This is a genomic window from Acidicapsa dinghuensis, assembly GCF_025685685.1.
GTDB classification, from domain to species: Bacteria; Acidobacteriota; Terriglobia; order Terriglobales; family Acidobacteriaceae; genus Acidicapsa; species Acidicapsa dinghuensis.
On the sequence record NZ_JAGSYH010000003.1, the window covers coordinates 411,766 to 426,758 of the forward strand.

Below are 14,993 nucleotides of genomic sequence, written 5' to 3' on the forward strand. Positions count from 1 at the left end.
TTGCTGATTCAAGCCCTGCTGACGCAGAACGAGAGATCACAGCAATCATCCGAAGCGGGCTCGTCCGGAACCCTGGCGGAAATCGGCGCCAGCCATCTCTACCCGAACGCACATCTCAGCCAGCCGCGAGCGCATACGCTCGCCGATACGGTCGCCGAGTGTTTCTTCGCGTGAGGCGCGCTGTGTGGTCGAGAGACTCGCGGCGCCCGGCGGAAGATCGGCGTAATTGGTGGTGATGATAGTGGTGCGCTTATCGTTGTAGCGCGTGTTCAGGATCAGAGCTACCGTATCCCAGACCCAATCGGTAGGCTTCTGCGCGCCAAGCTCGTCGAGGACCAATACTTCGGCCTCGAAGACCGGCTTGAGCACTTCGAGCTCTGTTGAGGCTACCTGGGGGTTGTAGCTGTGCTGAATCTGCTTGAGCAGTTCACGGTAGTCGTAAAAAAGGCCTTGAATTCCTTTTTCCTTGGACAATGCGAGCAAAATACCTACCGCCAGATGCGTCTTGCCGACGCCGATAGAGCCGGTAATCAACAGGCCTCGTCCGTCGGTTTCGACCGGATAGCCGCCAACAAATTTGCGGGCTGTAAAGAGCGCATTGTGCAGTGAAGGGCCGTGGCTGGGCAGGACGGTATAGCTATCCAAGATGCAATGCTGGTAGCGCTTTGGAATGCGGGCTGCGGCTATGCGAAATTCGTCTCGTGCCGCCTGCTGGCAGTTGCAGACCCGGGCTACGCGGACGCCGGCGTCATTGACCGCCAGCACCATTCCCGCACCGCTGCACTCGGGACAAAGTTCACTCATGTCTTTATCAGCCTAGCGCAACGAAGGCTTTGTGGCGGTACGCTGAGGTTCTGCAAATGTGGATTTTGCCAGGCTGTGCTGCAGCCCGAACCCGATACAATCCCGCTAACTGCCGGCCCGTACTTTTGCCGCGCATGAGCGGACCATGGATCGCAAACGAATGCTCCGCTAAGGATTGGCATGTCGAGCTCGCGGCTGCTCTTTGGTTGCACCATTTTCCTGGCGTCGTTTCTGCTTTTCCTGGTTGAGCCGATGGCGGCCAAGCAGCTTCTGCCTGTCTTTGGAGGCTCGGCAGCCGTATGGATCACCTGCCTGGTATTTTTTCAGACTGCGCTGCTCTTCGCGTATTTGTACGCACATTGGCTGACACAGCGTCCAGTGTGGAATCTGCACTCGACGTTGCTTTTTCTTGGCGCCGCTTCCGCGTTGATCTGGACCACGCATGCGCGAAGCTGGGCGGGAGCTGGGTCGCATCCATTTCTGGGCGTGCTGTCGGCGCTTGCGATCTCGATTGGGCTGCCGTTTCTGATGCTCGGCGCAACCAGCCCTTTGCTGCAGGTATGGCTGGCGCGCATTGAAAGCGGCAAGATTCCCTATCGGCTGTTTGCGCTTTCGAACCTTGCCTCGCTGCTGGCGCTTGCAGCCTACCCGACGCTGATCGAGCCGAACCTGACGCTACACGCGCAGCGAATGCTATGGGGCAGCGGCTTTGCGATCTTCGCAGCGCTCTCGGCTACGCTGGCTTTTCGAACGCGTCGGGCGACAGCGCCGTTTGCGGTTATAGTTGCACAGACAGACGAAACGGCTCCTGCTGCGCCACTCTCGCGCAAGCTGCTCTGGCTGCTGTTGCCCATGGCTGCATCCATGCAGTTGGCCGCGGTGACGAGCCACATCACGCAGAACATTGCGCCGATTCCGCTGCTCTGGATCTTGCCGCTGGGCGTTTACCTGATCACGCTGATACTGACCTTTGAGTTTCCACGCATCCTGCCGCGCTGGCTCATCTCGCGACTGCTGATTGTACTGCTGGCGGCGCTCGCGTATTGGCTTACCAAACCTGAAGGCTCGCTACCGCTGAAGCTCTCAATCGGCTTCTTTCTTACGGAGCTTTTCGTGGCCTGCCAGTTCTGCCACTCTGAGGCGTATGCGCTGCGTCCGGAGCGGCCATCGGAGAGCACGCTCTTTTATCTGATGTTTGCCGCAGGTGGAGCGCTTGGTGCATTCCTTATCGGCATTGTGGCGCCGATAATCTTCTCGTTTAACTACGACTTATCGGCGTCTTTCCTTGTTACGGCAGCGGTTGCGCTTGTTGCTGCATGGCCCGAGGGCTGGCAGTATCGGCTGGTGTGGTCGTGCTCGGTGATCCTTACGCTTGTGCTGTGTGTCATGCTGCGCAATGCTTTTTATCGCGATACGCCGGTGCATGTGCGCAACTTCTACGGCAGCCTGCGGGTGAAGGAGACGGTTGGCTATCCGGGAGCAGCAATTCATGTACTAACCAATGGCACGATTCAGCACGGAACACAGATCTACACGGACACGTTGCGAATCACACCCACCACGTACTACGCGCGTGACTCTGGAGTTGGCATTGCCATGGCGAACTGCTGCTTGCAGAACGGCTCAATGAAGCCACGCAACATTGGAGTGATTGGTCTTGGAGCAGGGACGATGGCGGCGTATGGACAGGCTGGCGATCACATTACTTTTTACGAAATCAACCCTGCGGTCATTCCGATTGCGCAGAATGTTTTTACCTATATCCGCGATGCAGAATCACGTGGTGCGCGTGTCGATATCGTGGAGGGCGATGCGCGCAATTCGCTGGCAGCCGAACCGCCGCAGCACTTTGATGTACTGGTTGTGGACGCTTTCACAGGGGACGCAATTCCGCTGCATCTGCTGAGCACCGAGGCTCTGGCGCTTTATAAGACGCATCTTGTCTCTGGTGGCGTGCTGGCGTTTCATATATCCAACCAGCACGTGGATCTGGAGCCGGAGGTGTTGCAGCTTGCGAAGGCTTCCGGCATGCAGGCACGCGTGGTTTCTACACCCGCAAATGAAGACCGCGGCGAGTTCATCGCAACGTGGATGCTGGTCTCTTCAAACGCAAATTTCTTCAATATTCCCGCTGTCTTCAACGCATCCCAGCAGGCCAGCGATACGCCGCATGTACGCGTATGGACGGACGACTACTCGAGCCTATTGCCGCTGCTGGACTGGTAGCGGTGTTAGCGATGCGCTAGGTGAGCGCCCGGTCTAGATGGACATAGCCGCCATCGACGATGAGGTGTTGGCCAGTGGTATGCGCTGATTGCGTTGGCGAAAGCAGGAACACCGTGGCAGCAGCAATCTCCGAATCAAGCGTCATGCGATGACCCAGCGGAATCTTGTTGGTAATCTCCTTCAGCTTAGCTTCAGGGTCACCGAGTGTGTCGAGCCAGCGGCGATAAAGCGGAGTCATCACTTCGGCGGGCAGTACGGCGTTGACGCGAATGTTAAAGGGTAGCAGTTCCGCTGCCCACTCGCGTGTCAGGGCGAGTTGAGCGCCTTTGGAGGCCGCATAGCCCGAGGTATTTCCCTGCCCTGTCAAAGCCACCTTCGAGCTGATATTGACGATTGCGCCTTGCGACTTTTTGAGCGCCGGCAACGCGTAATGGGCAAGGGCGTAGCAATGAGTCAGGTTTTTATTGATACTTTCCAGGAATTTCTCGACGGTGCCTGAAGCGAGGCCAACGCCGTCATTCACACCCGCGTTGTTGACCAGGCCGTAGATCGAACCATAGCGCTCCTCAACCTCAGCGATGACTTCTTTGCAACGGCCAGTGTCCTCCAGATGAATCTCAATCATCTCGCAAGAAGCGTCGGCTGCCTTCATCTCATTCATGAACTCCAGTACGTTCTTCGATGGCCGGCTCAGCACCACCACGTGCGCTTCTTCCGCCAGACAAGCGCGAGTAATTCCTGCGCCAATGCCGGCTCCGCCGCCGGTCACAATGATGACTTTATCTTTCAGTCCGAGGTTCATCCGCCGCTCCCACTAAAATCCTGAATTCATATGTTGCACTGTTCGGTTCACACAGTGGCACGCACGATCGCAAGTATACCGTGAAGCGCGAGCGTCGGACTATGCAGCGTGAAGGTGGCTTATTGAGGCGGTGGTCGGGGAGGCAAAGTCAGGTTTATGTTACCCCGCAGAGGAGGCGGGGCGGACTGGGCAGTGCTATTGCCCACGTTCGGCACAGGCCGGGGGTACTGAGGAACTTCGGATTTGTTAGAAAGAACGTTTCCCTCGTGGCCTGTTTGGATGACGAATCTTCGCGCAACCTCCTTGCCATATGCTGTGTTATCAAGCTCAGAGCGCGGCATCACAAGCTGCGTCAGCGAGTCACGCGGACCGGCGTAGAACAGGGCGTCCGCCGCATCGGCAAGCTTCAATTGTGTTGCAGGAACTTCGCCACCGGTCAGTACCGGCAGTGCCGGCAGATCGCCAACCCAGTTGCCTCGTAACGCGATGATGGCGGGGGTAGGCCACGCATCGAAGCGCCTGTCCAGATTGTCGTAACCGCCGATGGCGTTGGTCCCGAAGAGAACGACGTAAGGATCGGCACCGGCCGCGCGCAGTTCGCGTTCCACGTAGTTCGATCCGGCCTGGCCTCGCCCAGAACTTGGTTGCGGCTGACGACGAAAATGTCCGGCCCCCATGATCAGCAGCGCATGATGCTCTTTGGCGATGACTTCATCCTTGACCACCTGCGCGTACCATTGCTCGCGATTGGTGACATACGGGCCTAGATCCTCAACATTGTGAATCTTGTCCCAGTCACCGTAGGGATCGCCTAGCACAATACGCATCTTGTGCTTGTCGCCGCGCTTGAGATTTGCGTTGCGTATAGCCGCATAAAACTGCGGGTATACCGGCGACACAGGCCCGACGGCGCCGATCATGTTTCGCCAGGCCTTCTGTACCTGCTCGATCGGCACATCTTCCCCTGAGATGTAACGATCCACTGATTTCTGATAGAGCGAGTTGCCAAATTCGACGACGATGTCATCGACGCGATCGGCAAAGGCCGGCGTCGCCGCTAGTTTGCATAGCCAGTCGTACTCCTGTTTGTTGCCGTGGGTCTCGCCGAACATCACGATCAAGTGCGTCTTAAATGCATTGAGCATCGCCGTTGTTGCGTCTTCTGGTTGTGGTTGATTTGTTGTTTCTTGGGCGACGCAAAGACTGGAGCAGTTTGCGGCGAGACACACGAAAAGTAGGAGATGTTGAAGCTTCATCTCGGTTCTCCCAACGCGTTTTCGGCTACGGCTATCTCTGAGCCGCCAGTTTTTCTGCAACCGTCAGTGCATCTGCGGCCGGCACTTGTATGTCCGGCTCTACTCCTACGCCTTCCCAATCGGGCTTGCCGTATGGATTGGCTACCTTGACCTCTGGAATCGCAACGCCGAAATGATCGTCGATGCGGTGAAAAACGGCGGAATGCGTGGCTCCGGCAGTGGTTTCGCCGATGATCGTCGCACGCTTCAGCATCTTCAAGTTATAAGCGAACTGTTCTGCGCCTGAGATGGTCTTGTGCGAGGTCAACACGTACACGGGCTTGTCTGCCAACAGATTTCCGGCAACGGGTTTTGTCCACGATTGCGAAGAGACAGCTTCTCGCGGATTGAAGATCATCTCGGGGCGATTGAAGAGATAGTTAGAGACGAACATGACGCCCACGGGAAATCCACCTAGATTGTCGCGTAGATCGAAGATGACAGCCGAAGAGTGATTGAGCGAAGACATCGCCGAGGTCAGCGACGCTCCACAGACTTCGGGATCAGGGAAAGAATTCAGCTTGATGTAGCCGACGTTATGCGGCAGCGTCTCGACTTGCTCAATCGTGCAGTGTGACGCAGCCATGGCACGGCGATACGGCTCCGGCACTCCTGCTGTTGGTTCCGCAACTGGATGAGGCAATATGCCTGCGTCATAGACCACTTCCAAGTGCATGTCTCCGGTGGAGGCGCGAAGCTGGCGGGTCAACAGCTTTGCAAGCGTTTGATCGACCGGTACAGAATCATACGCACCAGCTGTGACGCGCGATTGCATGCTCTCGGCTAGTTGGCCAGCGGAGGCACGGTCGAAGTAGTGATACTTGAGGTTGCCTGCTATCTCTGCAACAACCCAGCGTGTGTAGGCTGTATCCATTTCCACGAGGGCTGGCTGGCCATTCGCGGCTGGCGTGGCGGTCTTTGCATCTCGCTTCCAAGGCTCGCCTGCCGCGTACGCATCTGCTTGCTGTTGAGCGGGGCTGGCAATGGTTCGGTCGGATCCAAGGCTGGAGTTTGCCGCCTCTACTCCCATTCCCGGCTGCTGGGGCGCCCGCTCCGGAGCAAAGCCTGGGCCGCTCAATTGCCGCTCTGGACGCATGGACAGGGAACGCAGCATCAGATGGCCGCCACCGTGGCCCATGAGATACCCAACTCCGGTGAAGAAGGCTATGGCAAACAGCCCGGCTAGCGCCAACGATGTGGGCGTTGGAGGCTTCCCCTCAAGAACTGCGAAGACCGGCCCACGCATCGGCTGAGTTGGCGCACCGGCGAGCGATGGCTGCGCGTAGCGAAATTCACGAGGAACGGAGATGGCAAAATCGGTCAGAAGATCCCAGCAGAGACGAAGTCGAGCAGCAAAGCCACGCTCATCACGCAACCTGTCGCGAACAAGCCGCGCGGCCTCCGCTCCGAAGACTTGCTGGAAGGCGGCAGGGTAAAGACGCAATAGCCAGACAAAGATTCGCTCAAGCATGCTCGCCTCCCAGAATCTTCCGTTCCCGTGCTATGCGCACCATATCCGCCAGCCGCTCAGCCTCAGTGCGAGCAAGCTTACGCCCGGTTGTCGTCAAGCGATAGTAGCGGCGGCGCTCCTGGCCGAGCTTTGCGTCCACGCCTTCACCGACTTCTTCGATCAATTGGGCTTCGACCAGCGACTGGATCGATCCATATAAGGTGCCTGGCCCCAACCGGACCCGGCCACTCGTCTGCTCCTCAACCTGCCGCATGATGCCGTAGCCGTGCCGGTCTTCGTCCGCAAGCGAGAGCAGAATTTGAAATGCAGCGGAGGGTAGCGGATCTAGTTTGCGTTTTGGCATCGATGACCTCGTTTATCGATATATCGATAAACGACTGTAATGCTGTTTTGAATCATTGGCAAGAGTTTTTTTGAAATCTTTCTCCGATCTGAAAATGAGTGAGGCTCTATCGATGGCCCCTTCGCAAATGACATAGCAAAGCGCACATATAGTCATATTTGCGGGAACGGGTTTATTGTGGAATGCGTTTTGGATTTCCACATTCCTACCATTTTTGAGGCCCGTCCGCATGCAAAATGGCAAGCTTATGCCCTTTGCCGCGCTTGTTACGGCAACATTGTTTTCGATTGCCGCTCAAGCGCAAAACCCGCTGGTCAGCCCAGAATCGCAACGCCGCGCTAAAGAGCTACTGAGAAAGATGACGGTCGATGAGAAGGTCGGCCAGCTTAATCAGTCCTCTGGCATAGTCATGCCGGGATTCGTCGATCAGAAGCCCGACGACATGATCGCCAAGGGCGAGGTCGGCTCGATTCTATGGCTGAACAATACTAAGGAGATCAACCGGCTGCAGCACATCGCAGTCGATCAGTCGCGGCTTCACATCCCGATCCTCTTCGCCTTCGACGTGATCCACGGCTGGCGAACTGTCTTCCCGGTTCCGCTGGCGATGGCTTCGTCGTGGGATCCATCAGTAGAAGAAGCTGCGCAAAAAGAGGCCGGCGAAGATGCCCGTGCCGCAGGCATTCGCTGGACGTTTACGCCGATGGTCGATATTGCCCGCGATTCGCGCTGGGGACGCATCATGGAAGGCGCAGGTGAAGATCCATATCTAGGCTCAGCGATGGCGCGTGCGCAGGTATATGGCTTCCAGGGCAAATCGCTCGGTCCTGACAGCGAGCTCGTTTCAGTGAAGCACTTCGCCGGATATGGCGCAGCCGAAGGCGGTCGCGACTACGACTCTTCGTATATTCCCGAAGTACTGATGCAGAACGTGTATCTGAAACCATTCCATGCCGCGGAGCAGGCTGGCGCAGGCAACTTCATGAGCGCCTACATGGATTTGAACGATGTGCCGGCGACCGGCAACAGGTGGCTACTGACCGATGTGCTGCGCAAGGACTGGGGATTTCAGGGCTTTGTGGTTTCGGACGCATTTGCCGTTGCCAGCCTGCAGGTGCATGGATTTGCCGCAGATCCAGCAGATGCAGCGTTGAAGGCAATCAATGCTGGCCTGAACATGGATATGGCGAGCCTGACTTACACCCACAATCTGGCCAAGCTAGTTGCCGAGGGTAAAGTGAGTGAGGCAACGCTGGATAAGGCTGTGCTGCCGATTCTTGCAATCAAGTACCAGCTTGGATTATTTGATCATCCATACGTTGACGACACCAAGACGGACGCCGTGCTTGACCGTCCTGAGGGGCTGGCTTTGGAGCGCAAGATTGCTGCGCGATCGATGGTGCTGCTGCGCAACGAGAATCACACACTGCCGCTGACTACTTCGGCGAAGAAGATTGCCGTCATCGGCCCGCTGGCCGACTCGATCCACGACATTGAAGGCGGCTGGACGGTGGAGGGACTTTTCGGCGGCCCGGCGAAGAGCCATCCAGTGACAGTGCTGGCAACGCTCAAGAGCCGCTATGGCGCGAATGCTGAGATCACATTCGTCCCCGGACCGCAGCTATCGCGTGTCTTCCCTTCTATGCTTGATGCGCTGACCGGCGTAAAGCAGGTGCCTCCGCCGACCGAGGCCGAAAAGGCTGACTGGATCAACAAGACCAAAGCTGCAACGGCAGACGCGGACCTGGTAATTGCCGTGATGGGTGAAGCGGCATCAATGAGCGGTGAAGCGGCGTCACAGGCATCGATGGCGCTGCCGGGAATCCAGCAGGAGATGCTGGAAACCGCGGTTGCCAGCGGCAAGCCGGTAGTGCTGGTGCTCGAAAATGGCCGTCCGCTGGATATTACCTGGGCTTCCGAGCATGTTCCGGCAATTCTGGAGGCGTGGTATCCCGGGACCGAAGGCGGCAATGCCGTAGCCGACGTACTGTTTGGCGATGTAAACCCCGGCGGCAAGCTGCCGGTTAGCTGGGCGCGTTCTGTAGGACAGGAGCCGCTCTACTACAACCACAACCTCACCCATGAGCCCGAAGACCGGCCCACGTTCACCTCACGCTACTGGGACGTCGAGAGCAAGCCGCTCTATGTTTTCGGCTATGGGCTCAGCTATACCAGCTTCAACTTCAGCAATCTGCGCCTGAGCCACGATCATATCCGGGCTTCGGAATCAACTGAGGTTTCTGTGGACGTGACCAATACTGGTTCTGTCGCGGGTGATGCCGTGGCGGAACTCTATATCCATCAACGTGCTGGCTCGGCATCCCGGCCGGTGCGGCAGCTTGAGGGCTTCGAGCGCGTTACGCTCAAACCGGGCGAGACGCAGACGGTGAAATTCACTCTGGGCAAGGATGAGCTTGAGTTCTGGAGCCCTCAAACCAAGGCATGGGGAGTTGAACCGGGTGCATTCGACGTGTGGGCTGGAGGCGACTCGAAAGCGTCGCTGAATACCTTGTTGACCGTGACCCAATAATTGAGTGCGGCGAGGAGGCTGCATCCGATTGCCCCCTTGCCGAATCCAAGGTAAACTAGAAGAATTGCAGGAAAGGTACCATCATGCCCAAAGCAGGAATTCATCCTAACTACGCAGCCGTGCAGGTTCACTGCTCGTGCGGAAACACATTTGAGACCCGGTCGACTCAAAAAGGCGGCAAGATCAGCCTGGAAATCTGCTCCAACTGCCACCCGTTCTTCACCGGCAAGCAGCGCCTGGTGGATACGGCAGGCCGTGTTGAGCGCTTCCGTCGCAAGTACGCTGACAAGGGCGCCGCGAAGTAAATCGTCGACCCAGCAGGAACAAACCGGCCTCCGCTGCGGCGGGGGCCTAGTTGTTTCGGCCTATTTTTCGATTGTTGAAACGATATGTCAGGCAGAGGCTTCACGGTGAAGAAGGACTGGGATAATCCGATCGCGCATGCGATGCCGGACGCCGTGCGCGTCCCAGCCGGTCTGCGCATTGGAAACGTCGAGGTCGCTCCAGCTACCGTGCTGGCTCCCATGGCTGGAGTGACCGACACCGTCTTTCGCCGCTTCATCCGCCAGGCAAGCCAGTTCATCGCAAGCCCGGAGAACGGAACTGATTCCGCTTCAGTCGAAACCGAGATTTCGAATCAGCAGTCGGGCTGCGGATTGATCATGACCGAGTTCACCTCGGCGGATGGTCTTTCGCGTATGCGCGAGTCGAAGCGCAAACGCTACCTCACCTTCTACGACGACGAGCATCCGATTGCGGCACAGCTCTTCGGGTCGAATCCCGAGACCTTGGCTGAAGCTGCGCGGATTGTGCAGGACACGGGTTTCGATCTCGTCGATCTAAATCTCGGTTGCCCGGCTAAGCGCGTCGTGGGCTGCAACGGCGGTTCTGGCCTGTTGCGCGACTTGCCGAAGATCGGCGAAATCTTCAAGGCTGTCCGTGCAGCGGTGACGATTCCCTTCACCGTTAAGTTCCGGCTTGGATGGAATGACTCGCAAATCGTCTGCGTCGATTTGGCGAAGATGGCCGAGTCCGAAGGCCTGTGCGCCGTCTCGTTGCATGCCCGCACTCGCGAGCAGGGCTATACCGGCCAGGCGCGCTGGGAGTGGATCGCCGCCGTCAAGGACGCAGTGAGTATTCCGGTCATTGGCAACGGTGACATCCGAACCCCTGAAGACGCAGCGGCGATGGTGGCGCAGACCGGCTGCGATGCCGTCATGATTGGCCGCGCTGCGCCGTCGAATCCATGGATCTTCCGCCAGATCGCCGAGTACACGGCTACTGGCAACTACACGCGGCCCACCGAACAGGATCGCTACCGCATGATCCGCACCTACTTCCAGATGCTGCTGGATGAAGTGGAAGCTGCGGCGCCGGGCGAGAAATCGGCTTACTCCGGCAAGGAGACTGCGGGCAAGATGAAGCAGTTTGCTAGCTGGTTTACGCATGGCGTACCCGGCGGCGCGAAGCTGAGGTCGCAGATCTATGCGGCAAGAACCGGTAGCTCCGTGCTGGATGCGGTGGATGCGTTCTTTGAAAAACGGCTATGTGCAGGAGACGAAGCGCCATCGGAAGTCGAAGAATGCTCCTCTATTGCATTTTCAGAAGAAGCGCTTTCCTGCGCTGATTGAATTACAAAGTGGACTCTGATTTACTTCATGTCATGAAGGGCACTCTGCGATGGCTGCGCTTAGGGCTAGCTATCTTACTTTTTGCTGGTACTCTTGCGTGGCTGGTCGGACAAGGCGAGGAATGGCGTTTTCGTTATTCCGCAGCCAAACTTCTGCAGAACGTAAAGGCTATTCGCGTTGGATACAGCTCGCCCGAAGAAGCGCGAAGACTCTTAAGTTCCTGGGGTGATAAAGACCACGTCTTTGGTGGATGTTTCGGAAATGAATGCCGATACTTCGTCAACATCGATAACGGTCTAACTTTTCTCGCATCCATGGATGCAGGTCCCGAGCACTTTCAGTTTTTCCACCATCTGCTGGATTCTCTCGCACTCCGACCGTCGTCCGCCGGAGCTGGCTTCATGTGGAACGGAGATTTGATCACCGAGAAGACTTTCGCTGCATCCACTAGCTTGCCCGTGCAAGACTGGTTTGTCAGGGACGGTGCGTACGTCCCCGACTTAGTGATTTCGTCGAGCGAGGTTACGCAATTTCGAATAAGCGATATCTCAACGACAAACGATAAGAACGTCTCCGCACGAAACGTCAAAGGCCCATACGGAATTACGATAAAGTTCCTCCCGCAGGAGTCCTCAGATCAGCAAGCCGCGCTTATGAATTTCAGGTTTAGTTGCTTCACGACCCTTGTCCCTTGTTCAAGTGAAAGCGATCTTCTTCCAGCAGCAAGCGGCCTTATTAAGCAGAAGTAGGAGTCGGGAAACAACCTCGTTTTCTCATACGTATTGAATGAGAGCTGCTGTTACTTTACCTGGTCCGCAGTCACTTCCACCTCCAGCCGATGCGTCGTCCCCGGCACATCGAGCGATCCAAGCACTACAGGCTTTCCCAGCGGCAGTACTGAGGTTGCGCTCAGCTCAGTCTGATGCACCACTGGATCTTCCCCACCAAAGCTTGAGTGCTCGTCACCGACACTCGACTCTGCGATCTTTGATGTCACCTTCACCCCGTCGACAAAACCTTCCGCTCTGGAATCGATGCCGAGGCCGATATCCATGTACTGGATCTGGTTTTCCTTGGCATTGCTGTCTTTGTTGAAGTTGCCGGTCCTGATCGGCACGCGCGTCCCCTGCTTCAGGTCGGCGCGATCACCGGAAGCAACAACCAGTTCAAAGCGCTGCGATACTCCATGCTTGCCGTCTTCAACCTGTGTAAGCGTGTAGGTCAAGCGGTAGGTGCGAACCGGCTTATCCATCTCTGCGACAATCTTCTGCGCCAGCGCAACATCGGCAGCAGAGGCGTTGATCGAGATGATCTGCGCCGATGGGTTCAGATAGGCACTGGCCCGCGGCATCGCATTGCGCAGGGCCTGCATGACGTCGTTAGCCTGGTCGTGCGAAACCATGTGCTGCAGCACAATCATCTGGTAAGTGTCCGCGTGGTAGCGCTCCTCGGATTGCGCGTGTGCTGTTGCCGCTGCGGTCAGACTCATCATCACTGCGATGATCGTTATTGTCAGGGCATTGCTCAGATACTTTTTTTCATTGCCCGCGTCCAAGCGTCGTGACATTTCGCCTCCTCAAGTCTTCACCCCGGAGACAATGTGAGGTTATGCGTCCGGTGTGGTGTCGATACACCCAGACAGACGCGGTGTAATCTTTTGCGCTCAAAAAATTCTTTCCGGCTATCCCTGCCTCCGATCTATGCACTCCTGTGGTAAGCTGCCAACTCATAAGGCCCCGTCGCAGTCCACACCTGTTCCAAGGAGCTCCAATGCGAGTCCGGCCCATTGCCATCGTCCTGCTTGTTTGTGTTGCAGGCGTCGCCGCGGCGACATTAAGCGCCGAGGGCAGAGGGTCAGGTGCATCCAAATCTGACACTCCTAAGGCTACGCAAGGCTGGGACGCCACTGCGGCTGCAAAATATCTCGATGACCGCGAGGTGTGGTGGCAGGCGTGGCCGCATGCACAGAAGGATCACGGCACGGTCTGCGTCAGCTGTCATACGCAGGTTCCCTACGCGCTGGCGCGGCCGGTGCTACGCAATGCGCTCGGCCAGCACACGCTGACCGATCCGGAATCGGCGATGATCGAAAGCGTCGTAAAGCGAGTAAATCTCGGCGATGAGGCAAAGACCTTCTACACGGATGCACAGCATGGACCTGGGAAGACAAAGGAAGCGCGCAACGCAGAAGCGGTCAACAATGCGCTGATTCTGGCCTCGTATGACGCCGCCGACACCGCCGGCGGCGCGCACATGCAGCCCGTTACTTTCGCTGCTTTCTCAGCTATGTGGAAGTTGCAGGAGCGGACGGGCGACAAGGCTGGCGCGTGGGTGTGGCAGAACTTTCACTTCTCGCCATGGGAAGCGCCGGAGAGCGAATACTGGGGCGCGTGCATGGCTGCGGTTGCGACCGGCATCGCACCGGATCATTATCGCGAAGATGCGCGCATCCAGCCGAATCTGAAGCTGCTGCGCGATTATCTACTGCGCGAAGAACCCCATCAGCCAATGATCAATCGCGTGGCGCTGCTATGGGCTTCCTCAAAATTGCCGGGCTTGATGTCAAACAAAGATCGCGATGCGCTGGCCCGTGAACTCGCCGAAAAACAGCATGCCGACGGCGGCTGGAGCGTAGCAGAGCTTGGCACGAATGCTAAGGGTGAGACCGTATGGAAGCGGCATGATGACTCCTCATTCAACACCAATAGCGACGGGGTCGCAACTGGACTGATTGTGCTGGCTCTGGAAGAATCTGGCATGAAGAAGAACAGCGCTGAACTCAAGCGCGGGCTGGCCTGGCTCGAAACAAATCAAAACAAAGACGATGGCAAGTGGCCCGCCTGGTCGCTTAATCTTAAGCGAGACCCCAATTCCGATGTGGGTAAATTTATGAGCGACGCGGCAACGGGATTTTCAGTGTTGGCGCTCGAAAGAAGCCGTTAGTTAAGTCTTAAGTTTTGACCCGTGGGCAATTCTGAAAGAGAAAGGAACCTGCCCCATGTACACTTCTTATCCAACTTCCATGAAGACAATCTTCGTTCCGGCTGCGCTGTTCGTGCTGGCCACTACAACCATGTTTGCCCAGGACTCCGAACACTCCTGGTCGAAGACCTATCAGCTCTCTGGCAAACCGACGCTTGTTTTCGAAACAGGCGATGCTGGTGTCGAGATTCACTCCTGCGGAGGCTGCCGCGAGATCCGCATCCATGTCGCAATCGAAGGCAAGAATCTGAGCGACTATCGCCTCGAAGAAAGCCAGACCGGCGATCAGGTCCAGTTCAAGCTTCACGAGCGTGAGCATCTTGGATTCCACATCGACCACCGTCAGTCCCACACGCAGGTCAGCGTCGAGACGCCTGCCCAGCTCAATCTCCAGGCCAAAACCTCCGATGGCAGCGTGGCTATCGACGGGCTTAATGGCCAACTCGAACTCATCACCGGCGACGGTAGCGTGACACTCGACCATCTCTCCGGCGATCTGCACCTCAAGTCAAGCGATGGCCCCGTCCGCATCACCGATTTCTCCGGCGCGCTTGATGCTCACACCAGCGATGGCAGCCTCAACGTCGATGGCGTCTTTCATGCCCTCACGGTACACTCCGGCGACGCCTCTGTGGATGTGAACCTGCGCCCCGGTACCAAGCTCACCTCCGCATCAACTATCCAAACTTCAGATGGCCAGGTCACGATTCGCGTTCCTGGAGATTTCGCCGCCGATCTGGAAGTGCATACGAGCGATGGCCATGTGGATTGCGCGTTGCCGCTGACGATGGATGGCTATCACAGCAATGGCGGCGATAGTCATCAGCTTCGCGGACGCATCAACGGCGGAGGAACGCTGCTGACCATTCACACCAGCGATGGCAATGTGAAGATTGAGTCGATCTAAAG

At 57.1% G+C, this 14,993-nt stretch carries 12 protein-coding genes; 6 read left to right on the top strand and 6 right to left on the bottom strand.

Features of this window, described 5'->3' with window-relative positions:
• Window positions 1–45 precede the first annotated feature (45 nt).
• On the bottom strand, window positions 46–804 hold the full coding sequence (locus OHL22_RS10135; protein ID WP_263336432.1) for an ATP-binding protein: 759 nt from the start codon (window positions 802–804) through the stop codon (window positions 46–48).
• A gap of 180 nt (window positions 805–984) precedes the next feature.
• Between OHL22_RS10135 and OHL22_RS10140 the strand changes: the two genes are divergently transcribed.
• Window positions 985–3,030: a spermidine synthase gene (locus OHL22_RS10140; protein WP_263336435.1), complete on the top strand. Its 2,046-nt coding sequence runs from the start codon at window positions 985–987 to the stop codon at window positions 3,028–3,030.
• Between the two features lie 16 nt (window positions 3,031–3,046).
• On the opposite strand, the gene OHL22_RS10145 is transcribed toward OHL22_RS10140, so the two are convergent.
• The 4 genes from OHL22_RS10145 to OHL22_RS10160 form a co-directional block, all read right to left on the bottom strand.
• Window positions 3,047–3,832 carry an SDR family oxidoreductase gene (locus OHL22_RS10145; protein WP_263336438.1) on the bottom strand — a complete coding sequence of 262 codons (786 nt, stop codon included), beginning with the start codon at window positions 3,830–3,832 and terminating at the stop codon, window positions 3,047–3,049.
• Between the two features lie 119 nt (window positions 3,833–3,951).
• The gene (locus OHL22_RS10150; protein ID WP_263336439.1) at window positions 3,952–5,088 is read right to left on the bottom strand and encodes a hypothetical protein; all 1,137 of its coding nucleotides are present in this window, start codon (window positions 5,086–5,088) and stop codon (window positions 3,952–3,954) included.
• A gap of 31 nt (window positions 5,089–5,119) precedes the next feature.
• On the bottom strand, window positions 5,120–6,598 hold the full coding sequence (locus tag OHL22_RS10155; protein ID WP_263336441.1) for a S41 family peptidase: 1,479 nt from the start codon (window positions 6,596–6,598) through the stop codon (window positions 5,120–5,122).
• Window positions 6,591–6,941, bottom strand: a complete 351-nt coding sequence (locus OHL22_RS10160) for a PadR family transcriptional regulator (RefSeq protein WP_263336443.1) — start codon at window positions 6,939–6,941, stop codon at window positions 6,591–6,593. The genes OHL22_RS10155 and OHL22_RS10160 overlap by 8 nt, the downstream gene beginning before the upstream one ends.
• A 229-nt stretch (window positions 6,942–7,170) precedes the next feature.
• Here OHL22_RS10160 and bglX point away from each other — a divergent pair, with 229 nt between their 5' ends.
• The 3 genes from bglX to dusB all read left to right on the top strand — a co-directional run bounded on the left by bglX (window position 7,171) and on the right by dusB (window position 11,102).
• Complete coding sequence (bglX, locus tag OHL22_RS10165) at window positions 7,171–9,471, top strand: beta-glucosidase BglX (protein ID WP_263336446.1); 2,301 nt, start codon at window positions 7,171–7,173, stop codon at window positions 9,469–9,471.
• Window positions 9,472–9,554: 83 nt separating this feature from the next.
• Window positions 9,555–9,776 (top strand): 50S ribosomal protein L31, encoded by a 222-nt coding sequence (gene rpmE, locus OHL22_RS10170; RefSeq protein ID WP_263336450.1) that lies wholly within the window; start codon window positions 9,555–9,557, stop codon window positions 9,774–9,776.
• 84 nt (window positions 9,777–9,860) lie between these two features.
• A complete protein-coding gene (gene dusB / locus OHL22_RS10175) occupies window positions 9,861–11,102 on the top strand; it encodes a tRNA dihydrouridine synthase DusB (protein WP_377819445.1) in 1,242 nt (413 codons plus the stop codon).
• 799 nt (window positions 11,103–11,901) lie between these two features.
• On the opposite strand, the gene OHL22_RS10180 is transcribed toward dusB, so the two are convergent.
• Window positions 11,902–12,669 carry a hypothetical protein gene (locus tag OHL22_RS10180; RefSeq protein ID WP_263336453.1) on the bottom strand — a complete coding sequence of 256 codons (768 nt, stop codon included), beginning with the start codon at window positions 12,667–12,669 and terminating at the stop codon, window positions 11,902–11,904.
• A 203-nt stretch (window positions 12,670–12,872) separates the two neighbouring features.
• On the opposite strand from OHL22_RS10180, the gene OHL22_RS10185 reads away from it, so the two are divergent.
• Complete coding sequence (locus OHL22_RS10185; protein WP_263336455.1) at window positions 12,873–14,045, top strand: prenyltransferase/squalene oxidase repeat-containing protein; 1,173 nt, start codon at window positions 12,873–12,875, stop codon at window positions 14,043–14,045.
• A gap of 55 nt (window positions 14,046–14,100) precedes the next feature.
• The gene (locus OHL22_RS10190) at window positions 14,101–14,991 is read left to right on the top strand and encodes a DUF4097 family beta strand repeat-containing protein (protein WP_263336457.1); all 891 of its coding nucleotides are present in this window, start codon (window positions 14,101–14,103) and stop codon (window positions 14,989–14,991) included.
• The last annotated feature ends 2 nt before the right edge of the window (window positions 14,992–14,993 follow it).

What these genes read in the sequence shown, in the direction of transcription:
- OHL22_RS10180 (WP_263336453.1), bottom strand. Translation starts at nt 12,669, where the DNA reads ATGTCACGACGCTTGGACGCGGGCAATGAAAAAAAGTATCTGAGCAAT.
- OHL22_RS10145 (WP_263336438.1), bottom strand. Translation starts at nt 3,832, where the DNA reads ATGAACCTCGGACTGAAAGATAAAGTCATCATTGTGACCGGCGGCGGA.
- OHL22_RS10185 (WP_263336455.1), top strand. Translation starts at nt 12,873, where the DNA reads ATGCGAGTCCGGCCCATTGCCATCGTCCTGCTTGTTTGTGTTGCAGGC.
- OHL22_RS10140 (WP_263336435.1), top strand. Translation starts at nt 985, where the DNA reads ATGTCGAGCTCGCGGCTGCTCTTTGGTTGCACCATTTTCCTGGCGTCG.
- rpmE (WP_263336450.1), top strand. Translation starts at nt 9,555, where the DNA reads ATGCCCAAAGCAGGAATTCATCCTAACTACGCAGCCGTGCAGGTTCAC.
- OHL22_RS10150 (WP_263336439.1), bottom strand. Translation starts at nt 5,088, where the DNA reads ATGAAGCTTCAACATCTCCTACTTTTCGTGTGTCTCGCCGCAAACTGC.
- OHL22_RS10190 (WP_263336457.1), top strand. Translation starts at nt 14,101, where the DNA reads ATGTACACTTCTTATCCAACTTCCATGAAGACAATCTTCGTTCCGGCT.
- dusB (WP_377819445.1), top strand. Translation starts at nt 9,861, where the DNA reads ATGTCAGGCAGAGGCTTCACGGTGAAGAAGGACTGGGATAATCCGATC.
- OHL22_RS10155 (WP_263336441.1), bottom strand. Translation starts at nt 6,598, where the DNA reads ATGCTTGAGCGAATCTTTGTCTGGCTATTGCGTCTTTACCCTGCCGCC.
- OHL22_RS10135 (WP_263336432.1), bottom strand. Translation starts at nt 804, where the DNA reads ATGAGTGAACTTTGTCCCGAGTGCAGCGGTGCGGGAATGGTGCTGGCG.
- bglX (WP_263336446.1), top strand. Translation starts at nt 7,171, where the DNA reads ATGCAAAATGGCAAGCTTATGCCCTTTGCCGCGCTTGTTACGGCAACA.
- OHL22_RS10160 (WP_263336443.1), bottom strand. Translation starts at nt 6,941, where the DNA reads ATGCCAAAACGCAAACTAGATCCGCTACCCTCCGCTGCATTTCAAATT.